This window comes from Bacillus sp. 17RED48 (assembly GCF_019837545.1).
In the GTDB taxonomy this organism is placed as follows: domain Bacteria; phylum Bacillota; class Bacilli; order Bacillales; family Bacillaceae_G; genus Bacillus_A; species Bacillus_A wiedmannii.
This window is the reverse complement of record NZ_JADAXG010000001.1, coordinates 1151252-1177407: the sequence shown is the minus strand read 5'-3', so window position 1 is coordinate 1177407 and position 26156 is coordinate 1151252. Positions and strand designations below refer to the sequence as shown.

Here is a 26156-nt window from a genome sequence, read left to right as displayed (position 1 = left end):
CTTTCTCCTAAAATACTCTTTTATCTGTTATAACTCTTCTCCTCTCGTTTCGATCACATGTTTATACCAATGAAACGAAAGTTTTTTCTTACGTTTTAAGTTATCATTATGATCGACAAAAATAAAGCCATATTGCTTTTTATATCCATTTAACCAACTTAATAAATCAATTACTGACCATGCATAATAACCTTTTAAATTGATTCCCTCTTCAATTGCACGCTTTATTATTTTTAAATGCTTTTCAATAAATTTAATTCTCGGAACATCTACAACTTCTCCTTCAATGATTGGATCTTCATCACCAAGTCCATTTTCCGTTACATACATCTTTATGTCACCGTAACGCTCTTTCAACATATGCAATCCATCTAAGAAACCTTCGGGAGATATTTCCCATCCCCATTTTGTATATGTTTTATCATCCATTTTTACTGTTCGATAAAAACCATCAAAAGAAGGATTACCTGGAGCAAGTGTTGAGTTTTCTCGAGAATGCTCATCGCTCTTTATATCCATATCGTATCTTTCTACTCGTATTGGTTGATAATAATTCAAGCCAATAAAATCATTCTTTTCGGCATTTTGTTTAATGATTTCTAATTCTTCAACCGTCCAATTAGGAGTCCACCCTTTTTCCTTTAATTGTTGAACAACATAAGGTGGGTACTCACCTTTTAAAACTGGATCATAATACCAATACGTTTCATATTCATTCGCATGATTTGCTGCTAGTATATTTTCTTTTTCATCATCCACACTATAAGCAGGTAAGAAAACATGTGTAATCCCAATCTCCCCATATTGTTTCAGCTGCTTGTACACCGCAACTGTTTTCGCATGCGCATAAAATACATAATGAGTCGCTTGAAAATACTTTGGAACATCATTTTGTATTCCTGGTGGATGTGCACCTTTTAAATAGCCTAATCCACAAAACATTACGGTTTCATTAAAAGTAATCCAATGTTTCACTCTATCACCAAATGCCTTAAAGCAAATTTCGGCATACTTTACAAAAGCATCTGCTGTTCGTTTATTCGTCCACCCACCATCCTTTTCTAACGGTAATGGTAGATCCCAATGATATAAAGTGACAAACGGTACAATCCCGTACTTTAAACATTCATCAATTAAATTGTTATAAAATTTAATGCCTTTTTCATTTACCTCTCCATCTCCAGTCGGCAATATTCTCGCCCAAGAAATCGAAAAACGATATGATTCCAATCCCATCTCAGCCATTAAACGAACATCTTCCTTATATCGATGATAATGATCAACCGCTACATCACCATTTGTTCCATTGTATGTTTTGCCAGGAATTTTTGAAAACTCATCCCAATTCGTAACACCTTTTCCATCCTCATTCCATGCACCTTCTACTTGATAAGAAGCTGAAGCAGCTCCGAATAAAAAATCATGTGGAAACTTCATAGTATATACCTCCATTTCATTAGAATAAATCAAATTCATTATTACATATAAAGTTTGTAGGTACAAATTTAAATAATTATTATATAATAAGTTTCTGTTTTTCACTATAATTAAACATAGCATTCACACCATTTACAAAAAAAGAACCTATGAAGGTCCTTTTTCAAATTGTGCAACGCAGCACTATATTGAGTATCTTAAAGTTTATACTACTGATAAATGTTAACAAACTTATTCTTCAATAATGAATTGTGAAATGAGCATTTCTAAATTTTCGACTTTCTTTTTCATTTCATTAGATTTCGTCGTTATTTCTTGAATCAATGTGGCTTGTGCTTGAATTGATTGTACCGTTCGATTCGTTTCTTGTGCGACTTGTGTTGCAGTTTCAGAAACTATTGATAAAGAGGCATTCACTTCTTCTGTCCCAGCAGACATTTCTTCTGTGGCAGCAGACACTTCTTGAATTTGGGACGTTATTCTATTAATATCTTGCATAATAGATGAAAAAGCGAGTTCTGCCTTATGTGCCGCTTCTTTACCACCACTAGCCTGTTGTTGACCTTTTTTCATTACATGAACTGTATCCTGTGTATCTTGATGTATAAAACGTATTAAATTATTTATATCATTTACAGATGTTTTAGATTTCTCAGCCAGACCTCTTACTTCAGCTGCAACTACTGCAAATCCTTTTCCATTTTCTCCGGCGCGTGCTGCCTCAATTGCAGCGTTTAAGGCCAGTAAATTCGTTTGTTCTGCAATATTAGTAATAACATCTAGCGCTTCTTCAATTTGTTGTGTCCGCGTAACAAGTCTATCAATGACCTTAGAAGTTTCTTCAACAACTTCATTCACACTATTCATTTGACGAATAGATTGTTTTATAACTTCACTACCAGAATTTGCTTGGTCTATTGTTGTAACAGCAACTTCAGCAACCATCGCTGAAGATTCAGCTACTGTTTGAACTCCAGTTGCAATTTCTTCCATCGAAGTTGAACTTTCTTGAATACTAGTCACTTGTCCCTCTATTTCTTTATTTATTTCAGAAGTAGTTCGAACAACCTCGTTTGATATATGTGCTGCCGTTTTTGTCTCTTGTAACATATTTTCAGTTGAAATAATCACTTCTTTCGCTGTAACCTTCACCTGACCGACTAATTGTTGCAAGTTATCTAACATACTATTAAAGGATTGTACAATATGGCCTAATTCGTTCTCGGATTTATAAGAAGTTCGAATTGTTAAATCTCCAGCAGATACTCGTTCCATATCTTTTTGTAATAATACAATTGGTTTTTTTATAACATTTTTTATTATAAAACCAATAAAAATAATTATTATGATTCCAACAAATGAAATAATTACAAATGTTATTATCGTATTTTTCACACTATTGATATTCTCTTTTTGTAGTTGTTCAGCCGCGGTATTATTATATAAAATAAGTTCACGGATAGACTGAATTGTTTTTCCCATATTAGGCTCAATTTCTTTTAAATAATAGCTATACGCTTCTTCATTATTAGTCAGTCCCAAGTCCTGTGCTTTCTTCATTTGTATTCTTAAATCTTTGAATTGACTTTGAAATGCATTATACAAGCCCTTTTCTTTATGAGAACTAATTCTAGTTTCAAATTGTTTTAATAACTCATCATTTTCTTTCCTAGTCTTATCCATTTCTGTTATTAGTTCTTTCATTCTTTTTTCATCTTTCGATATCATAATCTCCATAAAATTCATATTCACATGGTAAAAATTTGATTCTACAGTTCCTATCCATTCAATTGGTAATAGCCTTTCGTCATACATACTAGAAGATGTATTTTCACCTTTTTGAAGCCCTAGAAACCCCAGAGAAGATAACATGATGCACGCCAAACTCGATACAATGACTAACACATTTAATTTCGTTCCAATTTTACTATTTTTAATAAAAGACAATAAATCCACCTCATCTGTATATTACACTTATATGTTTTATATTACAATATTAATCGACATTTATCGACAATTTTTTTCGTGTCGATTTTATAACCGTATTAAATTATTATATTAACTATATAAACCTATTCAAAGAACTTTGATTCTCATAATATTAAATACTAAAAAGTCTTATGGGAATTCCACAAGACTTTTAATAGCGTTACATTGTTTCTATGAAATTATGGTGAAACTTAAAGTGACTTATTAGTTCTTATAACTTCTTGATAGAGAATCGGTGACCACTTATCACTAACATAATCTTGGATCACCCAACCAACTCTTTTGGGATCCTCTTGTTTAATATATGCCGCAATTTCGGGATTTATATAAGAGGCATAATAATATGGACTATTCCATGCTGTACCACCAGAAGACAAGCTTGTAAAATTAATATATAGATGATTTAAATCCTCACTATTGTTAATCGTTTCATTTATCGTCTCTTTAATAGATTTTACTTTCTCATCATAACTCACTTTATATTTATCTTGTACTGTTACATTTATATTTTGATTTACAGTTGTCGTAAACGTCTCATTATCTGGCCAATAAAAATTATTATACCCTCCAGATTCATTACTACCACTATATCTTTTTAGTAGTACAATTTTCCCTCGAGCATCTCCAAGTTTTATATTTCCTTCTGTTTTTAAAAAGATAGGATCAACAAAATAATTTTTTTCAAACGTATTACTAAATGAACCTTCTGCCCCTTTCATATCCTCATACTCTTTTTTTAAAGACATAATAATTGTTTCACTTGGGTTATCTTTTAAAAATTGTTTCGCTTCGTTTATGAATTCATGCAGTGTTACATAAAGAAATAATGGCCCATGATGAAGAACTATCGTATTATCATCTGTTAAACGGCCTCTTATATCAAAAATGCGAGCTCCATGATCCATTTGATAACGAAAATCATACTCTTGCGTCATTCCCCATACTTGCTTTATTGGATTTTGTAATTTGAACGTACCACTATCATGTGTTCCTGGAATTGAAATTCGTGCTAACGGGATGTTATCAGGTATAGGTTGCATCCATTTTGACCAATTTTCAAGTTCAATAACAGAACTAGCTGCAACGACTTGCTTATCATGTAAAGCAAATACAGATGTGATAAATATCATACTACATATGAATAATTTCAAAATAAACTTCTTATTGCTCATTATTATTCCTCCTTTTTCTGTTTTACATCAAACTTATTGAATATAATATAATCTGGTGAGTAAAAAATAAATAATATTTCATCAATATGAAATATTGCATAGAAGTAAAGTTAAAAAATCATTCACATATACTGAATTAGAAAAATTTAAAGGAACTTCATCTGAAGTTCCTTTCGTTTATTTTATATTCAATATATATGAACCATCTTTATTCTCATACTTATAAACATATAAATAATATTTACCTGGCTTTGCATTATAAGTTCCCTTAACTACATTCCCTTCATTTTCACCATATGCTACATAGTTGTTTAAATCTGATTCATGATGAAGTACCCATGTCATTCCAATGTTTTGTTCATTTAGTAGAGAAATATTAATATTCTCTGGTGAGTCAATTTGGAAAGTAAATACATCTACCTTATCCCGATTATGTAGTGTTCCTTTCATTGGTGTATGAAAGTTAACTTTATTTGCCTGTCTAGGTTCATTATTTGGTTCATTTTCTGTTACTTGTAACTCATTCCCACCGTTCGGCTCTCTTTGTTCATACCCTAAGTTTACTAGTATAGACTTCAAATCTGGTAAAACACCAATTTTATCTGCATATGGATTTTTAGATTTCGTTCCAGTGTTATGGTTACTTAATATCGTTCTTAATTCACTCGGTCTATACGGTTGTCCTGAATTTTTTTTAGCAATGCTTTGTACTAAAGTCGCTGCCCCAGCAATAATTGGCGAAGCACTAGATGTTCCACTAAAGCTTGTAGTATAAAGATTTACAGCACTTCTACTTTGCTCGGCTTTAGTTGTATCTACATTTTCTCCCCACCCGTACACATCAATCCGACTTCCATAATTTGAAAACCACATACGCTCATGAGGGAATGTTGAAGAGCCCGCTCCTACCATAATTGCACCTGAATCTTTAAAATCTTTACTATTACGATTTAAAACTTGTTTACCATTTCTATCTTTAAATTGATCTAAATCATTCCAGCCATTTGCTCCAGCCTCTATAATTACAACACCTTTATCTGTACCAGCACGAATTGCATCAAAGATATCTGGTTGTACTTCAACAGGTAAATATTTATCACCATATCCATCAAAGGAAGCTTGTGCCTCTAATAATAAAACATCCCCAGCTTCTAAATGATTTACAGCACTTAATATTGCATCAGCTGTATTATACTGTCCGTTATCTCTTATTTGAGAAATCACTTTCGCTTTCGCTTTTGGCGCAATCCCAATATTCCCCACTTCATTATCTTCGGAGGATACAATTCCTAGTACAGACGTCCCATGTCCAACATGCTGATCTATATTTCTTCCAGACATTAATTCAATATTTTGATGTACTAAATCCTCATGATTTAATAACCATCCATATTCCATATCAACAAAAGTTATACCATTTCCATTACCGCCTTGAACTCCCCAGGCGAAAGGCGCATTAATACCGTATGGTGCTGCTTCAAGGTAACCTTGTTTTTTATATCTAGGATTGTTATTAGGATTAAAAGATACACTTAATGGTTGTACTTCCGGTGGCGTTATTTTTTCTTGTTTTTTCATATACACATCTTCTATTAAAGAAGATGCCTTTAACTTATCTACTAGTTCTTCTTTCTGCCCACCATTTTGAGTTTGAAGAATATAGTAGTTTAATAAACTTGTAGATACATTATTGGGTGCTTTCACTTCAAGGTCTTGTATTTCTTCTGGACTTACAGATGTGAATAAACGAGTGAATGTTACATCTGGATATTCTACCAAAAGATCTTCTAGTACTTTATCACTTGCTTGAGCTTGTATCTGTTTTTCAATACCATCTTCATATGGTAATTTCAAATCCGCATTGAATTTTACAATGATTTGTTTATCTGTTTCTTGTTCTATCCCTAATTTACTCTGCTGTTCTATAGAATCAGCATTTACAATATTGACAGTGTCCCCTATTCCTAAAAATGTTGAAATGATTACAGCTGAAACAGATATTCTTTTAAAGATATTCATTACATCACTCCTCCAACTTAAAAATCATTATATCAATCTATAATGATTTAACTTCTATAACATATAAAGTTACCTTTCTACTAAATAGATTATAGTAATCAGCAATATGAACTTCAATGTATTTTCATATGCAATATTTCATATTTGGACTCTACACTGCATAAATAAAAAACTTATGATGATTATTTATTTTATACGTGCTAATATACTTATATTAAAATATTATACATAGATATTCTGAACTACATTACTTAACAGTTTCACCTTAATTTTTTCTAGGAGGATTTACAATGAAATTATTAAAAATAAAACATATACTCCCTTTATCTGCAGCGGCAATTACATTCGTATGTAATCAAGGCATAGCTGAAGCATCTACCATTCATACAGTAAAAAAGAATGATACACTTTGGGGCATTAGTAAACAATACGGAGTTTCAATACAATCCATTAAACAGGCTAATAATAAAGGAAACGATCAAGCTTTTATTGGTGAACAGTTACATATTCCAGGGTCTACGAACTCAAATGAAATCACCGTTCGTCAAAACGCCAAACCTGCGAACATATCTGGACAAATTATTTATCAAGTACAACAGGGAGATTCATTAGAAACGATAGCAAAGCGTTACAATGTTACCGTTCAATCTATAAAACAAATTAACAATACAGTCGGAAACAAGCTTTATACAGGGCAACATCTAAAAATTAACTCAAGCATTTCAGAAAAAGAAAAAGACTTAATGGCACGCTTAGTTACCGCTGAAGCAGGTGGCGAATCCTATAAAGGAAAAGTGGCTGTAGCAAAAGTTATACTAAATCGTGTAAATGCAAAAGGTTTTCCAAATACAATAACAGGCGTTATTTATGAACCTATTAAATACGGATATGCCTTTACTCCTGTTACAGATGGAAGAATCAATCATCCTGCAAGCCCAGAAGCAAAAATGGCAGTAGAAGAAGCTATCTCCACAAATGGAATACATTCTGATTGGCTTTATTTCTACAATCCGAAAACATCAACAGACAAATGGATTACGACACGTCAAACAGTAGCAGTAATTGGTAACCATGTGTTTGCTAAATAACATTTAAAATCATTAACAGACCTCTTCACTTGGAAGGTCTGTTTTTTATATGTTAGATTTTATTAATCATATGACATAGTGATCATTTAAAACTATTTCTTCTTTCAAATAAAAACATTTGTATTTACCCCACCACTCGGAGAAATTAAAAAAGCATCCAGTTCAAAAACTCCCTCTTTATTAATAAAAGCTATTTCTTAACTTCATAAAATTGTTATACACTAGAAAAATAAAAACAAATTATTCGTTAGTAGGTGAAAAAATATGTATGATGTTACAATTATCGGTGCTGGAGTAAGTAGCATTTTTATGGCTTATTCACTAGCTAAAAGTAACAAAAAGGTTTTAATTCTTGATAAAGGTAAAGCGCTAGAAGATCGCCATTGTCCTTTAGACGAAGGAAAAGTGTGTACTTGTACTACATGTGATAAATATTTCGGGTTTGGTGGTTTAGGAAAATCTGAAGGGAAATTTAATTATACAAACGGATTTGGCGGAGAACTTGAGCAAAAAGTCGGTAAAGAAAGCTTTATTCAACTCATGGCTGAAGTAGATGAAATTCTATGTCAGTTCGGAGGAAGTTCTGTTTCAAAATACTCTACAGAAAATCCAAATCTCAATAAGAGAGCTGAAACGTGTGGTTTACAAATGCTAACAACAGAAGTAAGGCATCTTGGTACTACCCTTTCAAGTGACATTTTTCAGCAGCTCTATGAATTTTTACTTACAAAAATAAATATTCAATTTCATATAGATGTACAACATATTATGAAACAGAAAGATCATTTTACAATAGAGACAAATGAAGGAATAGTTGAATCTAAGCAACTAGTGTTTGCAACTGGGCGTTCCGGAGCGGATTGGTTAAAAGAAATGTGCACTTCTCTTAAAATTTCTCAGGAGCAAACTCGTGTAGATTTAGGGATTAGAGTAGAGATGAAAGAACACCAATTACGTTCTATATTAAAAGATACATTTGAGACAAAACTTTCTTATGAGCATGAACACTTCACCGCAACTACGTACTGTATGAATCCAAAAGGACGCATCATTAGAAAGTACGAAGAAGGTTTAGTTATGCCTGACGGTCAAAATTTTCGAGAGGAAGGAACTGGCACACCTAACTTAAATTTCACTTTATTTATCCCGCGCTATTTTTCAACTCTCAAAGAAGCAAATGTATACGCAAGTTCAATTATAAAAAACATTAACCAAGGACGAGATCGGATTGTTATACAGCGCTTAGAGGACTTACTAAATAAACAACCTACAATAAAGAACGACATGAAACATAACCGTATACAACCTACACTACAAGGAGATTATGGAGATTTGAATACAGAAATTCCCCCATTATATATTGAAGGACTAAAAGAGTTTTTATTACGCTTAGAACGATTTATCAAAGAACCGATCGATAAAGATACTTTGTTATATGGAATTGACGGAAAGTTCTATGCTCCTACGATAAAAATCAATAACCATTTTGAAACAAGTGTGCATGGACTATTTTTAGTTGGAGATTGTTCAGGCGTCACTCATTCATTATCTCAAGCTGCTGCAAGTGGGTTGTATGTTGGAAAATATTTATCTCATATTTAATTTCTTTCATTAAGATATCAATCAAATATTTTAACTTCCATAACGCTTTATTTATGTACCTTGTCCTTCCCCCGCTAATGATTATCCCGCCAAAAATCGGGATTTTACGAGATACATTTTTAACATAACTATGTATGGTAAAACTATCGACATTCAATTCTAAAAAATTGAATGTCAACAGTTTTAAAAGCCTCTATTCATTTCCACTTTCATTTGTTCGGTATTTTGTAACATCATCATAGTGTTTAATATGTTAGGATGTCTATAAGTATTTTTTACTACAACTATGACTTTTTCTGTTCTGTTTCCCAAAATAGATTTGCGCTTTAAAATTCCTCATTGTACGTATATGAATACTTCATATTGTTACCTTTAGAAACCATTAAATGGTACATTACACTCTAATAGTTATGAAAATATAATATATAACACAAGTTAAATAAATTGTATAAAGAAGGTGTAAAAATGAAAAATAAAATCAATTTACAAATGCAAAATATAAGCTTTGTTTTAATAATTGCTTTAGCAGTATGGTTAAAAACATATCTTATTACAAGATTCAGTTTTGATTTAAAAATTGAGTCTTCAACGCAAGAGCTTATTTTGTTTATTAGCCCTCTCGCTGCATCATTAGCTTTTGTCGGATTAGCATTATTTGCAACCGGTGAAAAGCGAAATTATATAGCGCTATGTATTAATCTCTTATTAACAATCATACTTGTTGGGAATGTAATGTTCTATGATTTTTATAGTGATTTCGTTACGTTACCAGTACTTGGACAAACATCAAACTTTGGCCAATTAGGCGGCAGTATTATAGAAATATTGAACTATAAAATTATACTCGCTTTCGTAGACATTATTTTCTTCTTTATTTTGTTAAAGAAGAAGGCACTAGTCTTCCAAACAGGACGTGTAACTCATCCGGCACGCTTGTTATATTTTCTCTTAACGTTTGGTGTATTTTTTGCGAATCTACACCTTGCAGAAAAAGAACGCCCTAAACTATTAACGAGATCATTCGACCGAGTCATGCTTGTTAAAAATTTGGGACTATACACTCATCAAGTATATGATTTAACACTACAAGTAAAAGCAGGATCACAAAAAGCACTTGCTGATAGTAGTAAATTACAAGAAACTGAAAACTACGTAAAGGCAAACCAAAGTGAGCCAAACCCTAACATGTTTGGTGCAGCAAAAGGAAAAAACGTAATTGTTGTCACTCTTGAATCCCTACAAACCTTTTTAATAGGCGCATCAGTTAACGGTCAAGAAGTTACACCATTCTTGAATGAATTCATAAATGAAAGCTATTACTTCGATAACTTTTTCCACCAAACTGGGCAAGGAAAAACATCCGATTCTGAATTTCTAATCGATACGTCATTGTATCCATTAAATCGAGGAGCTGTATTTTTCACACACGGTAACAATGATTATACTGCGACTCCAGAAATTTTACGTCAGCAAGGTTATTTCACTTCTGTATTCCATGCGAATAACGCAACATTTTGGAATCGTAATATTATGTACTCCGCTCTTGGTTATGATCGTTACTATAACGAACTTGATTACAAAATTACACCCGAAACAAATTTAAATTGGGGATTAAAAGATATCGAATACTTCGATCAATCAGTAGATATATTAAAAACTGTTGATCAACCATTTTACGCTCGTTTCCTTACGTTAACGAACCATTATCCATTTACGTATGATGAAGATACAAAATTCATTGAACCATATAACTCTGGTAATGGCGTATTTGATCGTTATATCGTAACAGCACGTTACTTAGACGAATCAATTAAAAAGTTTATTGAGCGTTTAAAAGCCGAAGGAATGTATGATGATTCTATTATTGTGTTGTATGGTGATCATTATGGTATTTCTGAAAAACATAATCGTGCAATGGCACAGTTTTTAGAAAAAGATCAAATAACAAAATTTGATACTTTAAATTTACAACGCACACCTTTATATATTCATGTACCTGGCCAAACAGAAGGTCAAACGATTTCAAAGCCTACGGGACAAATCGATATGAAACCTACTATTCTAAATTTATTAGGGATTGATACTACGAACGATATCCGTTTTGGTCATGATATGTTTTCAGATGAATATGCCGGTTTTGTCGTTTTACGTGATGGTAGCTTTATTACAGACAAGTATGCATACACAAACAATACTTTCTATGACCGCATAACAGGTGAAATTGTAGATTTACCAAAAAAAGAAGCACAAGCACTCATTAACCGTGCACAAAATGAATTACGAATGTCCGACAAAATTATTGAAGGCGATTTATTACGTTTCTCAGAAAGTAATAAAATTAAAACTGGCAAAGTACAAACTAAAATTAAAGAGACTGAAAAATAATCTAAATACGAAAAGGGAGCAACTTATTACAGTTGCTCCCTTTCACTCTCTTATAACATATGATGCAATGTCATATAAAAACCTCGTATATTTTACTTTTATTCTACGCTTGTTTCTAAAGTTACATCTGTATAGGTATGATCATCACCTATATTTAAAATTACTTCACATTGACGTAATCTCAATTCAAAGAGCATGATAGAATCTTGATAAACTTCAGGTTGTGATTTCATCTTATGTAACATCTCTTGTTTTTCTTGTATTTCTAAATGAGTGTTTTCTACAGCTTGTTTCAAGGAGTTAAATGGATTTCTAAAGAATATGTTAATATCCCGCTCTTGCGTGTTTTCAAATAGCTCAAATTGCAAGAAAAATTTCTTCATAATAGAAGCCGTTACCTCGGTATAATCTTCATTTTCTACATACTGTTTGTATTTGTTATATAGCATACCTTTGTTTTTAGGAAGAACTCCAAATAATTTACCGGCACTTTTCAGTAAAAATTGCGCTGGCGTAAAGCGACGTAAAATATTTACTTCATCCATTTGTATTCTAGTCGTCATTCTGTCAGTATCTCTGCGCCAGTCATCAAGCACTTTAAAATCACATTCTAACTGTATTCGATTTTCTCCAAATAAAGAATTAAGCCCTTCACTAAGTTCTTCTAAGTACGATTGACTTTGAAGGAGCTCATTATTAGAAATCGCAATCCAATTTTGCATAGAAAGAGCAAAATTAGGTAATACAGTTTGCTCTAAATATTTATGTACTCTTTCATTCATCGCTTTATTTAGTTCCGTATCAATGTGCCCGAAATCGCTTTCTTCACTAATTAAATCCGAACAACTCTGTAATATCTTCGGAATATTTTCAGTAAGGTCATTCATAATTTCAGTTTTCATTGTACGATATGATTTTGTAATGAAATGAATTTTTTCCTTCTCAAAAGCAGTAAGATTATTAATACTACCATTTAGTTTCACTAGCATATCTTCGTTCCAATTAATCGCATCCACTAGATTATTTTCTTTCTCAACGCGTTTATCCAAAAGATATGTAATTGTTTTTCGAATGAAAAACAATAGCTTTTCCGTACGTTCTGCATCGATATTTTTATGATTACAGTTAAAATGAATAAACTCAGTTAAATCATTTAATTGTTGACTACTTGTATATAGCGAAGAGTAAGGGAAAATTCTCGCATGCGGGAAATATGTGTTTATTCTCGCTTGCGTATCATGTAATACTCTTTTCACTTCTGCATCACTGTATATGTTATCGATTTTATTTAATAAGAAATGAATTTGTAAATTTGGTGTATGTTCTTGAATGCTTAATAGAATATCACGTTCTTTGTCAGTAAAAGGTGAATCCGCATTTAATACAAATAGTAATTCGTCTACAGAATTTAAATATTCGAATATCTCATCCCTAGTATCGTTATTTCTATTAAAGCCAGGTGTAACTACAAATGTAAGTTTATTTTCACTTAAAAATCTGCATGGTAATTTAAATTCAACACACGCTCTATCTCTATATGTTTGATGGTGCTGAGACATCATATTATAGTAATCAGAGACATCTTCCGTTGTTGTAATTGTAGAGTCTGTTATGGCGTTAATTTCTGTATGCTCATCATTTTTTAAAACTACTACATTTGAAATTGATTTTTCTAATATATTTTCTCCTAATATAGAGTTAATAAATGTAGTTTTTCCGTTTCCTGAAGTTCCCGTTACTAAAATGCGATTTGTGCTTAAATCTGCGAGCTCGCCAACTAACCATCTAAATCGGTGACCCATTTCTATATTATGCTTTTGTGCCCACTCTGTAATAGATTCAAAAAGATGCAAACTATACTCTAAGCCGTTCACATGATTAATAGAATATAACAACAGGTTTTCAGCATGTTTTATATTTGCTGCATCTATTTTAGAAGGGAAAATCTCATCCCATGCCAACACAGCTGCAGATGGAAATACAGCATAAGATGGATTGACTACCTTTAACCAATTTGTTAACAAGTTTGGAATGATGTCGTGTAATTGTTTAAGCTTATATTGACCTTGAATTAATTCAAAGTACGTTCCTTCGTAAAGAGAAGAAATTTTGTCCCATATATCGGACGAATGTATTTCAATATGTAAGAAAAATTCATTTATTGTGTTAAGCCATGATAAGTAATTTTGTTCGTTTTTATAACTATTCCAAAGTGATGAAACCATTTGCGTAAATTGTACTTGATCTACATTATTTAACGTAACTAATACTTCATAAAAATAATCTGGTGAAATATGTTTAGTAAATCTTTTATCGATATATCCTTTTAAAACCTCAAACCACGGATAAGATTCTGTTCGAATTAACTCATTGACAGCAAGCTCTACTGCACTATCAAAATCTTGCTGCTCCTCATAAAAGGAACGTGCAATTTTTGTAACATTTGGATAATCCGGATTTAAAGAAACTGCTTCTTTAATAACAGCGAAAGCAGAGTCAAAATTATTTTGCTCTATGTAAAGAGAAAGTAATTGTAATCTAATCTCCGTCATCAATATTATATTATCAGTAGTAATGGAAGTATAAACATTTTCAGCAACTGGTAATTGATTAAGCTCGAAATAAGCATCGGCAATATTTTTTTGTGCCCATGGTGCTAATTCATTACTAACCTTCTCCCATTTAAAAATAGCTGCTTCAAAATCTTGATGGCGATAATAAAATTCACCTTGTGCAAAACGAATGTAAGATCCATCAGAAATCTCATTTCTTTCTTCGTTTACATAAGCTTCTCCAAGTACGTCAATAGGTGGTTTTGTTTCATTCTCCATTAGGAATGTTTCATAATACATCTTTTTTATTAATTGTTTTTCTACTCTCATCTTTTCCCCCACTATATCTTGAAAATACATTTTTAAGATATGTCAATACTTTTTGTATGTATGCTTTTTATCTTAACAAAGAATATCTTTTGGAAAATTTCATTTTCCTTTCATTTTTTAAGTTAGATTGAATTTTTATGAGAAAAGTTTCAGTTTTTTTTCATTTTCCTTTCAGTTGTGAAACAGCATTAAATGTTCCTAATAACCTAATAAGACTATAATCTCCCGCATTATATTATCAGGAAAAATCTATATAAACCATATTATAAAAACAATTTATAACGAATATATATGCAATATTTCCTTCCCTAATAAATAAAAGAAGCATTATCATATATTTCTCACATTGTTTTCCTTTGAAATATTTCAGTAGTTACGTAATTTAATTCCATTAACCTATATAAATAACTAGTCCAAAAAAAATCTATATGCATATCATGTTATAGTAAAGAATTCAGGAAATCCTAAAAGGAGGCATTTTCATGTTTGAAGATAAATCTAAAATAAATTACCCATATGAATTTACTGAAACTACAACAATCCCGCTAAAAAACCCCATCAATAAAACTTTCAAAAACGGCTCTGGTACACATACTTTCCCAATTAAAAAACACTATAAAGAACAAGTGTTATATACGGAAAAAATTAATAATAATAAAAATAAATAAGCGTATAGTTCTTCATTTTGACGCTGCATAGTTACGTTTTAAGTAATTTATACTTTTTATACAGCTCATGTACTTTTAAAAAGTGCTGATATACAGCGCTTTTTTATACATAGATAATAGAAAAACAAAAAAGGTATGGATATTTTCCACACCTTTTTTGTTCTTTACTATTTATAAATGGAGTACGTCCATGTTCATTTTACCTAATAGCACTTTAATGGGCCTTCTAGAAGAAATAAGTTTCTTAGCGTTTTTAGAGATATTCAGGATAATACTATTCAAATACATTAGGCAATAAAGTCCACCATCACTGCACCTTAGCCAATGCTTCTACCAGCAAAGTTTTACTTGTTGGAGTCATTGAAGAAAGGAGTAGATCTATGGTGAATCACAAAGTTAAAGAAGTACCCAAGAATTATATAGGCATTATTGCTCTATTATATTTACCAAACATTGTTTCAAAGCTACCTAATTTTCATAAAATATTTTTTGTTTCCGTTGGAACGGATAGGCTTTAATCTCATTTGTATCTAAATTTTCATGAAATAAATGAATGGCTATAATTTGTCTACAATCGTAGGTATGATAATAATATGTTCCGGACTCCATACACATTACGCTTGTATATATGGTATTATCTAATGCACCTTCTTCTGTTATTACTCCGCCTTTAGGAACCTCGCAATTTGATAAAATATGAAATAGGGCCGATACTCCCTCTTCTTCACTATCTATACCTTGAATGTTTTGTTTGCCATATGCTGCTCGCACAAACCTTGATGGCGGGGTGAAATCCCCTGGAAGTCCCATTGAGCCTGAGCCCTGACCAAAAGCACTTAATGATAAGTTACTCCACTCAGTTGGCGCGAATGGCTGCGATTTAAGGCCTATATATTGTCTTAAATTTTGCAAATGCCAATTAAACTCCGGACTATTCGTCATCACTCCTAGTGGGTTATCATACATTTTTAATCCTTCATTTGTCGGCTCCAGTACAATACAATCTCCCCATTTATCCGCTAAAATCCAATGTAGTGGTGGCGTAAGTCCTAAATCCGGTAATGGTATATCCAAAAAGGTAAGGCTATCTACAGATTTCTTTAACTCTTTGACAGAATTGAATTGCGTGAGACTCCAAGTCACAAAATCAAATGGAGCCAAATTCGTTTTGTTGTCATCTATGCTTTGACTATAAGCAGCGAATCCTGGAAAATAGAGTGTTGCACATGTCATACCAGCTTCATTTACTCCGTCCGCCATAATGACCCTTCCGTGATGATTAATCCCCATTCCGACCGTAGCATGTTTCGTATTAATAATTTCACCAGTTATATTATTCCACTGGTAATGTCGAGGAATGATTATTACTTCTTGATTCATATCTAATGTGAAGTCCATCGTTCTTGCAAAAAGATGCTGACCGTTTTTTGTCTGTAATGTCAAACTAGTACACATAAAGAACACCCCGTTTTATGGTTTTATCTACACTTTACATAATTCTGATAAATCTGTAAATTGAAAACCTCTTTCCTTACAAAAAAATTGAGAAGGCACATATAAAGTACAAATAGGTTGAGGTTATCTCTAGTTTATAAATGAATTTTTAAAATGTAGTTGCAAAAGAATTATATTAAAAAGGAGCGACTTGTTATAATCTGTACCCTCTCTACTACGCTGATATTTCCAAAACAACTTTTGCACCGTGCAGCTTTTCCGAATTACTTAAGTAAAGGTTTCCACCGTGTTGCTTTGCAAAGCTTTTAGCAATGTATAACCCCATTCCATGATGATCTTTGGAGTTTCTACTTTTATCTCCTCTATAAAACTGCTCTGTAGCTGAATGCATTTCCTCTTCTGTAAACCCTCTTCCCGAGTCCTCTACAATAAATTGCAGTTTTTCACTAATCATTTCCACTGAGAACATCAAGTCACCCTTTGTTGGAGAATATTCAATTGCATTCATCATTATATTCATAATTGCTCTTTTCAAAGCGGTCTCGTCAATAGGAATAAAATTTGGTATGTCCTGAACATTTTCAATTAGATTTAACTGTTTGCCTAAAACACAAATTGCACTTTCTTCTATAATATTACGAATAAAGTCGCGGAGATCTGTTTGCTTGAATTGAAGTGAAGCGCCTTCCTCACATTTCGTAATATCGAGCAAAGATTTCATATATATTTCCATCTCATCAATACTTTTCAAAATATGCTCATTACATTTCTTCTGATTTGAATCTAGCATTGATTCATTTAATAGCTCTGCATTCCCTCTCAATATCGTTAATGGCGTTTTAATGTCATGTGCCAAAGCAGCAATCTGCTCTCTTCTATTTGTTTCCATATTCCACTGTGTACGTAACGAATGATTTAATTCATCTTTCATTTTTACTAAAGAAGTTAATACTTCATTCACTTCTTTTATTTTAGATTGTTCCACTTGAAAATCTAAATCTTCCTTTTGAATTTTATCTGTTACATTTCTCAAAATCAGCATTTCCTTTGACAATGTTTTACCAAAAGAGCGAGATAGAAATATCACTTCGGCAACAAATAATAGAATAAAAAGAACAATTTCACAAACTTCCGGACTTGGTAAATACTTCTTCAAAAAAGGATTTTTAAAAGTAGCATGTAACGTATATATAATGACACAAATATCTTTATCACGTTCTATAACTGCATAGTAGTACTTACTATCACCTTTTTCATCCTTATGTATGTTATTCCATATTTGTCCCGCATAATCTTTATTAATACTCCCTTGAATAACGTTTCCAGAAAAATCATACACAACATATTTATATTGCTTTAAAATTTGATCATCGTCCTGCTCCGCTTTAACTATAGCATCTCTTTGCGACTCAATCTGCTTTTCATAATAATTTGCTGGCAAGATTACCTCTGCGTTAACTCCAACTTGGAATAGAATCATAAAAAAAGTAACTAATGCAATCGTCCCTATTGAAAATGCAAAAATATACTGTATTAAAATCTTACTAAGATTGACTTGCTTTTTCACTTTCTCCATTTATAACCAATTCCCCATACTGTTTCTATTGGATTCATGTTATGCTTACATAATTTTTGACGGATATTTTTAATATGTTCCACAATTACTTGGTTATCACTTTCTCCCTCATAACCAAAAACATTTTCGTAAATCTTTTCTCTTGAAAATACTTGTCCATGATTCAAAGCTAAATATTCGCAAATTCCATACTCACTTTTCGTAAATGCGATAGATGTATCGTCATGCCATATTTCTTTACATGACAGATGAAATGTAAGACCTGACAGGAAAAATGCATTTTGCTTTTCTCTATGCTCACGCCTTACATGTGCGGATACCCTCGCACGCAGTTCTCCAATTCCAAAAGGTTTTGTAATATAGTCATCTCCACCGAGACTAAGCCCTGTGATCAGATCCTTCTCCATTGTTTTGGCTGTTAGAAATACAATTGGACTATCAACCAAATCCCGTATTTCCTTACAAAGTGTAAAACCATCTATTTCTGGCATCATGACATCTAATAGAATTAAATCATAATGACAAAATTTCTCCTTTGGTATAGTAAGAGGATTACTAACGGCAGTTACCTCATGGCCTTCTTTCTCTAAAGCACTTTTTATAATATAAAGGATGCCTTCTTCATCATCAATTGCTAATATTCTTGCCATATAGAATCCCTCCTCTCACTTCCATTATAATACAAATGCACTTACATTTCTTTACGGCCTTCATAAAAGGAAAACCATACAAGGGAAATAACAAATGCAATGATCGTGAAACAAACGCAAATCACTGCTCCAATTTTCCCCTCTACTTGTAAGACATGAATAGAAGCGGGGCTCAATTTGTGCTCCAAAAAATAATTGCATAATCTCACACTCCACGCACATGGCGTGTATTTCCAAATCACATCTCCCATCCCTGTAAGCATTAAAGCTACCAGCAAGCTTTCTATAATTCCAATCCCAATGGAAGCACCTTTACTAAAGCGAAAATTTAAGAACAGATGCCATATATACATAAAGATTTGACAACCAAAAAGAATGAAGGAAATTTCAACATACAAAGCAAATGGAAAGTTATTTTGTCCTAACAGAGAATGAAACCCTGCCGCAAACCCAACGACTGCCAACATAGTTGAACAAAACCCACATATTAAAAGTAAACATACTTTACTAATAAATGCTTTACGCCTTCCGTATTCCGTTGATAAAAGTTCTTTAAAATTCCCTGCCACAGCCTCCTGTTCCACAACAGAAGAGCACACAATGCTAATTAGCAACGGAAAAGATATCGATAATACTTGAATATATCCTGAAACCTTATTTATAGAATCAACTTTTGAAATGGAATAATAACTTAAAAAAAGAGCAATACCGATGATTGGCATCGCTATATGTATCCAGAAAAAAATCGTATGTTTCATTTTTATAAAATCAGCTCTTACTATCCTCGACAAAACCGCCATATTATTTTGCCTCCTGCTTTTCAAACCATTTTGCCGTCATATAAGTAAACAAAAAGAACAACACGACAGAAATTGCCACGCCTGGCAAAATTACATCGTAGGAAAGGAGTTCTGGTTTGAACGTTACACTTCCGGTTTCTGCATATAGACCATTTGGTAGTATTTTCAAAATAGGAATCATAAGTCTACTTGGATATGTGTATGGACTAATCATCCAAATATTTTTTGTTGCCAATACAACTCCAAAAATTCCATTTGCCCCTACATTCAACAGAAGCGTCGGAAATAGACCTATTTTGTTACCTAAAAACAAGCAGAGTGGAATTTGCCACATAAAAGTAACGATTAAAAGAACGCTTCCTAATAGCGCATTTACTGTAGGAATGATTTGGAAGTTCTCCTTATTTAATAGTAAACTAGATAACTGGATTCCACAGAAAAAAAGTATGCATGAAAAGCTCAAAATCCCTAAAATTAGTAATACTTTAGAAATCCATACTCGTTTTAATGAAACTGGTAACGATAAGATAGAACGATTATTCATTTTCTTATCTTTCTCCGCAAGAAGTACACAACTTAAAGAAATCATTCCTGGAAGCATCGTAATGTACCACCAATTGTAACTAGATAATTGAAAATAATCCGCCGATAATAAAAAAGCAATTAGTATTGTGGCAAATGGAACTAGCCATATAAGTTTGTTCAAAAAAGTATGTTTAATTTTAATTTTTTCAGATGCAATATATAAATTCATTTCTTATGCCTCCCTTCTATACTTTCCAGCCACTTGTACAAATAAATCTTCCAGGTCATCATCCTTATTCAGTTTCCCCTGATACCCCAACACACCGCCTGAGATAATCCCAACATGATCTGCAATTTGACTTACTTCGCTTAAAATATGACTGGATAAAATGACAGTAATTCCTTTTGTGGGAAAGGAAAGGATTAATTTTCTTAATTCCTGAATCCCAAAAGGATCTAGTCCATTCATCGGTTCATCTAATATTAAAAACTTCGGATGATTCAGCAATGCAATCGCAATTCCCAATCGTTGCTTCATCCCCATAGAGAATTCCCTCGCTTTTTTCCTATCTGTATTCTCTAGCTCCACAACATGCAATACTTCATCAATCCTTGATTTAGGTAATCCTAAAACAGTCGTACGAACCAACAGATTTTCTCTTGCTGTTAAATTTTCATAAAGTGGCGGAGACTCAATTAAAGCACCAATAGAATGTAAATCTTGCCGCGTCCATTTATGACCATCAAAATAAATCTCACCAGAAGTAGGTATAAGCATACCTGTTATCATTTTTAAAGTTGTCGATTTCCCTGCCCCATTAGGACCTAACAATCCATAAATTGCATATTTTGGTACAGAAAGCGAAATATTTTGTACTACACTTTGCTTTCTAAATGTTTTGCAAAGATTTTTTGTTTCTAACATCATCTCAGTCATCCTAAACTTCCTCCTCGTATATTGTAATTCTAGAGTAAACGACAATTATAAGGATTCTATAAGGAAAATAAAAAAACATAGAGAAAAAGGAAAAGCTTTTTCAAATGCTATATGTATGAAACTATAGATTCACTTGATTTTTCTACACATGGTTACAAATGAAAAATTTATAAAAAAATGAAAAGCTTTTAATATAAATGCAAACAAAAAAGAAGCGATTTATTTCATCGCTTCTTTTTTATTAAATCATATCCAAAATGACAGTATCCCTACATAACCCTCTTAAACATCTTCTCCAACTCATAAGTAGAATGATGCACAAGAATTGGTCTTCCGTGCGGGCATGTGTATGGGTTTGTTGTTGTACGTAGTTCTTCCAATAAAGCAAATATTTGATCGTTCGTTAAATATTGATTTGCTTTAATGGACGCTTTACAGCTCATCATGATGGCTGCTTCTTCACGTAATTTTTTAATATCAACTTTTTTTAGTTTGACGACTTGTTCCATCATTTCGTCGATAATTTCTGTTTCTTGTCCTTTCGGGAACCACGTTGGATGTGAGCGGACGATAAAGGATTGATGACCGAATTGCTCTAAGAACAGTCCAACTTTTTTCAGTTCTTCTAGTTGCTCTTCGACACGTAAAAATTCAGTAAGAGATAAGTCAATACGGTATGGTACAAGTAGCTCTTGTACTTCTTGCGCTACTCTTCCTACTTTGTCACGGAAGTATTCATAATTAATACGTTCCTGCGCGGCATGTTGGTCAATCATATATAAACCTTTATCATTTTGAGCGAAAATATATGTTCCATGCATTTGTCCAATTGGATAAAGCGGTGGTAAGTCATTACCGTTCATTTCAATCTCTTTTATTTCCTGAACTTCTTCTTCCAATTCCTCTAATTCAAAGTCTTCATCGTTACTGTTCCACGATTTCTCTTCTCGAATTGGTTCTTCTATTATCGGTTTAGTAGATGGCTGCCAACTTTGTTCTTCTCTTACGAGCGACTGTGTTGGTTGCCATTCTTGTTTCGGCGGTTGCCACAGTTGTGCTGGCTGTTTCACAGCCAGTGGTTCTTCTCGTTTTTCATCCATGCCCGTCGGTAAAATGATGTCCGGCATAGATGGCTCTTTCGGCTTCGCATGCTCAAACTTGAACTGTTCTTGCACACTTTCATCTTTTTCTTTTTTCTTCGTTGTTACACCTGCATCTGGGATGAGCTGTATTTTTTTAAATGCTGCTTGCAATGTTTCTTCGATAAGTTTTAGCAATTCTTGTTCTTTACTAAAACGGACTTCTAATTTCGCAGGATGTACGTTAACGTCAACAAGCATTGGATCCATTTCAATCGATAAGAAACCGATTGGATATCGTCCAATTGGCAATAATGTATGGTATCCTTGCTGAACTGCTTTCATTAATACGAAATTTCGAACGTAACGACCATTTACGATCGTTGACATATAATTTCGAGATGCTCTCGTTACTTCTGGTAGTGTTACATAACCTTTAATTGTGAAATCTAAAGATTCAGCTTCAATTGGAATAAGCTTTTTCGCAACTTGAATGCTGTAAATCGATGCAAGTACTTGTCTTACATCACCATTTCCTGATGTGTGAAGCAATTTCTTTTCATTATGAAACAGCTTTAATGATACTTCTGGATGTGACATTGCAATACGATACACGATATCCGTAATATTCCCAAGCTCTGTATGAATGGTTTTCATATATTTAAGACGCGCTGGTGTATTAAAGAATAAGTTTTGTACTGTAATATCTGTTCCTTTTCGGCTCGCTGTTTTCTCCTGCTTTATAATGTCTCCACCTTTAATCATAAGGTGTGTACCAGGCGCATCACCTGTGCTTGTGATTAATTCTAATTCACTAACTGAGGCAATACTCGGCAATGCCTCACCGCGGAAACCGAGTGTTCTAATGCGAAACAGATCGTTTTCATCTTTAATTTTGCTCGTCGCATGTCGTTCAAAAGCGACGATACAATCTTCTTCTGCAATGCCATCCCCATTATCAATGATGCGAATTTTTGATAAACCAGCTTCTTCTAAGTGGATTTCAATAGATGTACTATTCGCATCGATAGAATTTTCCACAAGTTCTTTTACGACTGAGGCAGGGCGCTCTACTACTTCCCCTGCCGCAATTAAGTTAGAGAGTTGATCATCGAGTTTGCGAATTTTCCCCATCTACTTACTCATCCTTTCTTTAACTTTTTCTGCAAGCGATACAGTTCGTTCATCGCCTCTAAAGGTGTCATATCAAGTAAATCAATTTTTTTAATTTGTGCAAGTACCGTCGTTTCTTTTGCATCTAGCACTGACTTGTCTTGTTTTTTTGAAGACTGTTCTCCACCAAAGAATGATAATTGCGATTCTTCCTCAGTCTCTACTTTCGGCTCTTGTATTTCTGCTGGTTCTTCTTTTACAACAGCTGGTTCTGGAGCCACTTCTTGTACTTTCACTTCTGTACGCTTTGGAATAATAATTTCTTCTTGTCCTTCTAGTTGCGCTAACACTTCTTTCGCACGAGCGATTAAGCTATCTGGAAGCTCCGCAAGTTGCGCAACGTGAATTCCGTAACTTTTATCAGCTGCTCCATCTTGAATTTTATGAAGGAATACTACTTTTCCGTTTTCTTCAATAGCTGAAACGTGTACATTCTTCAATTGTCCTAAACTTTCTTCTAGCACCGTCAATTCATGATAATGCGTAGAGAATAACGTTTTCGCACCAATTTGGTCATGAATATGTTCAATGATTGCTTGTGCAAGTGCCATACCATCATAAGTAGATGTACCGCGTCCAATTTCATCGAATAAAATTAAACTTCTTTCTGATGCATTTGCAATTGCATTTTTCGCTTCTAACATTTCGACCATAAATGTACTTTGACCCGAAATTAAATCATCCGCTGCACCAATTCTCGTAAAGATTTGATCGAATACAGGTAATACCGCTTCTGTTGCTGGTACGAAACAACCAATCTGTGACATAACAGTTACAAGTGCTAATTGTCTCATATACGTACTTTTACCAGACATGTTCGGTCCTGTAATTAAAAAGACATCCATCTTCTCCGGCATAATACAATCATTCGGTACATACAATTTCCCGTTCAATACTTTTTCAACGACAGGATGACGACCATCTTTTATAAAGATTTCGCGCTTAGTTGTTAAAACAGGTTTTACAAACTGTTCTTCTTCACTAACTGTCGCGAAACTTTGCAGTACGTCTAATTCACTAATTACTTTCGCTAAATGTTGTAATTTCGGAATAAATACTTTTACTTCTTCACGAAGCGCTGTAAATAAATCGTATTCTAATTGTACAATTTTTTCTTCTGCTTCTAAGATTAATGTTTCTTTTTCTTTCAATTCATCTGTAATGAAACGTTCCGCATTAGCAAGCGTTTGTTTACGCTCATAGCGGCCTTCTGGAAGTGCTGCAAGATTCGCCTTCGTCACTTCAATGTAGTAGCCGAAAATACGGTTGTACCCGATTTTTAATGATTTAACTCCTGTAATATCACGCTCTCGTTTTTCAAGCTCAGCGATCCACGTTTTCCCGTTTTTACTAACGTAACGATATTGATCAAGCTTGTCATTATAACCGTCTTTAATAATATCTCCATCTTTAATAGAAAGTGGTGGGTTTTCTTGAATACTTCTTCCTAGTAATTCAGTTAAGCTCTCACATGGATCCGCACCTTGAATTAACCTTGCTGCATAAGCATTATCTAATAGACTAATCGCTTCTAAAATAGCTGGTACTTGAAGTAAAGATCGTCTTAACTGTAATAAGTCCCGTGCATTCACATTACCAAATGCAACTTTCCCTGCTAAACGTTCTAAATCATATACTTCTTTTAATTTTTCTTTTAAATCTTCACGTAAGAAGTAATCATTTACAAATGTTTCAACCATTTCTAAACGCTCTTCTACTTTTTCTTTTTGAATCAGTGGACGTTCCATCCACTGTTTTAACATACGACCACCCATAGCTGTTTTCGTTTTATCTAATAGCCATAATAATGATCCTGTTTTTTCTTTCGTTCGAAGTGTTTCTGTCAGCTCTAAATTTCGCTTTGAATGCACATCAATTTTCATAAATTGATTCGTATAATAAATTTCCACTGGTTGCAAATGGTCTAACGAACGTTTTTGCGTTCTTATCACATAGTTAAATAAGCGTCCAACTGCTTTAATTAACTTTGCTTGCGAAACGTTTTTCACAAGATGTTCTAACCCTTCCGGAATCGTTGTTGCATCTTCATACGAAATCGTCATTTTTAATGTTGCAGTTAATTTATTTAATTCATCTTTTGAAAATGTAGAATCTACAACAATTTCTTTTGAACCAGTTGCATACACTTCTAATAAAATATCTTCTACTGAACCTGTTAACAACGTTACTGTATTTTGTCCAGTCGTTAAATCATTACAAGCTAAAGCATACGATCCATCTTCAAAATGTGTTAATGCTGCTAAGAAGTTATTTTCTTTCTCATCAATAGTACGCCCTTCCATCATCGTTCCTGGCGTAATTAGTTGTACGACTTCACGGCGCACTACACCTTTAGCTGTTTTTGGATCTTCCACTTGCTCACAAACAGCTACTTTATATCCTTTTTCAACAAGTTGTTCAATATAATTTTTAGCTGCATGATGCGGTACACCGCACATCGGTATACGATCACTACTACCACCATCTCGGCTCGTTAATGTAATTTCAAGTTCATGAGCTGCTTTAACCGCATCTTCAAAGAACATTTCATAAAAATCACCTAATCGGAAAAATAAAAAGGCATCTTGATAGTCTGCCTTAACCTTTAAATATTGCTGTATCATAGGGGTATATTGCGTCATACTTTTCCTCCATAATTCTTACATAGTAATCAATTTTCATATATGTCACACTTCACGGACATCCATATCTCCTATTT

The 26156-nt window shown here is 33.2% G+C and carries 17 protein-coding genes; 4 read left to right on the top strand and 13 right to left on the bottom strand.

Annotated elements, in window-relative coordinates; translation table 11 throughout:
- Positions 1-27: 27 nt before the first annotated feature.
- The 4 genes from ILT06_RS06490 to ILT06_RS06475 all read right to left on the bottom strand — a co-directional run bounded on the left by ILT06_RS06490 (position 28) and on the right by ILT06_RS06475 (position 6617).
- Complete coding sequence (locus tag ILT06_RS06490; RefSeq protein WP_064469402.1) at positions 28-1437, bottom strand: glycoside hydrolase family 1 protein; 1410 nt, start codon at positions 1435-1437, stop codon at positions 28-30.
- Positions 1438-1668: 231 nt separating this feature from the next.
- The gene (locus tag ILT06_RS06485; protein ID WP_222654931.1) at positions 1669-3384 is read right to left on the bottom strand and encodes a methyl-accepting chemotaxis protein; all 1716 of its coding nucleotides are present in this window, start codon (positions 3382-3384) and stop codon (positions 1669-1671) included.
- A 233-nt stretch (positions 3385-3617) separates the two neighbouring features.
- Positions 3618-4598: a phosphatidylinositol-specific phospholipase C gene (locus tag ILT06_RS06480; RefSeq protein WP_064475043.1), complete on the bottom strand. Its 981-nt coding sequence runs from the start codon at positions 4596-4598 to the stop codon at positions 3618-3620.
- A gap of 177 nt (positions 4599-4775) precedes the next feature.
- On the bottom strand, positions 4776-6617 hold the full coding sequence (locus ILT06_RS06475; RefSeq protein WP_064475042.1) for a S8 family peptidase: 1842 nt from the start codon (positions 6615-6617) through the stop codon (positions 4776-4778).
- A 290-nt stretch (positions 6618-6907) separates the two neighbouring features.
- Here ILT06_RS06475 and ILT06_RS06470 point away from each other — a divergent pair, with 290 nt between their 5' ends.
- The 3 genes from ILT06_RS06470 to ILT06_RS06460 all read left to right on the top strand — a co-directional run bounded on the left by ILT06_RS06470 (position 6908) and on the right by ILT06_RS06460 (position 11692).
- Entirely contained in the window at positions 6908-7705 is a 798-nt protein-coding gene (locus ILT06_RS06470) for a cell wall hydrolase (RefSeq protein ID WP_064475041.1), read from the top strand.
- A gap of 264 nt (positions 7706-7969) precedes the next feature.
- Entirely contained in the window at positions 7970-9307 is a 1338-nt protein-coding gene (locus tag ILT06_RS06465; RefSeq protein WP_064469397.1) for an NAD(P)/FAD-dependent oxidoreductase, read from the top strand.
- Between the two features lie 465 nt (positions 9308-9772).
- Positions 9773-11692, top strand: a complete 1920-nt coding sequence (locus ILT06_RS06460; protein ID WP_222654930.1) for an LTA synthase family protein — start codon at positions 9773-9775, stop codon at positions 11690-11692.
- Positions 11693-11790: 98 nt separating this feature from the next.
- Here the strand turns inward: ILT06_RS06460 and ILT06_RS06455 are convergent, their stop codons facing one another.
- A complete protein-coding gene (locus tag ILT06_RS06455; protein WP_064475039.1) occupies positions 11791-14574 on the bottom strand; it encodes a dynamin family protein in 2784 nt (927 codons plus the stop codon).
- Positions 14575-15056: 482 nt separating this feature from the next.
- Here ILT06_RS06455 and ILT06_RS06450 point away from each other — a divergent pair, with 482 nt between their 5' ends.
- A complete protein-coding gene (locus tag ILT06_RS06450; RefSeq protein ID WP_000461129.1) occupies positions 15057-15242 on the top strand; it encodes a hypothetical protein in 186 nt (61 codons plus the stop codon).
- A 468-nt stretch (positions 15243-15710) separates the two neighbouring features.
- Here the strand turns inward: ILT06_RS06450 and ILT06_RS06445 are convergent, their stop codons facing one another.
- The 8 genes from ILT06_RS06445 to mutS form a co-directional block, all read right to left on the bottom strand.
- Positions 15711-16697: a choloylglycine hydrolase family protein gene (locus ILT06_RS06445; protein WP_064475038.1), complete on the bottom strand. Its 987-nt coding sequence runs from the start codon at positions 16695-16697 to the stop codon at positions 15711-15713.
- 214 nt (positions 16698-16911) lie between these two features.
- Positions 16912-18273 (bottom strand): sensor histidine kinase, encoded by a 1362-nt coding sequence (locus ILT06_RS06440; RefSeq protein ID WP_222654929.1) that lies wholly within the window; start codon positions 18271-18273, stop codon positions 16912-16914.
- Positions 18261-18923, bottom strand: coding sequence for a response regulator transcription factor (locus tag ILT06_RS06435; RefSeq protein WP_064475036.1), 663 nt, complete (start codon positions 18921-18923; stop codon positions 18261-18263). The genes ILT06_RS06440 and ILT06_RS06435 overlap by 13 nt, the downstream gene beginning before the upstream one ends.
- A 41-nt stretch (positions 18924-18964) precedes the next feature.
- Complete coding sequence (locus ILT06_RS06430) at positions 18965-19723, bottom strand: lantibiotic immunity ABC transporter MutG family permease subunit (RefSeq protein WP_000279847.1); 759 nt, start codon at positions 19721-19723, stop codon at positions 18965-18967.
- A 1-nt stretch (position 19724) separates the two neighbouring features.
- Complete coding sequence (locus ILT06_RS06425) at positions 19725-20477, bottom strand: lantibiotic immunity ABC transporter MutE/EpiE family permease subunit (RefSeq protein ID WP_064475035.1); 753 nt, start codon at positions 20475-20477, stop codon at positions 19725-19727.
- Positions 20478-20480: 3 nt separating this feature from the next.
- Complete coding sequence (locus ILT06_RS06420; RefSeq protein ID WP_000138158.1) at positions 20481-21185, bottom strand: lantibiotic protection ABC transporter ATP-binding protein; 705 nt, start codon at positions 21183-21185, stop codon at positions 20481-20483.
- Positions 21186-21454: 269 nt separating this feature from the next.
- Positions 21455-23398, bottom strand: coding sequence for a DNA mismatch repair endonuclease MutL (gene mutL / locus ILT06_RS06415; protein WP_149173484.1), 1944 nt, complete (start codon positions 23396-23398; stop codon positions 21455-21457).
- Positions 23399-23406: 8 nt separating this feature from the next.
- Positions 23407-26079, bottom strand: a complete 2673-nt coding sequence (gene mutS / locus ILT06_RS06410) for a DNA mismatch repair protein MutS (RefSeq protein ID WP_064475033.1) — start codon at positions 26077-26079, stop codon at positions 23407-23409.
- Positions 26080-26156: the final 77 nt, after the last annotated feature.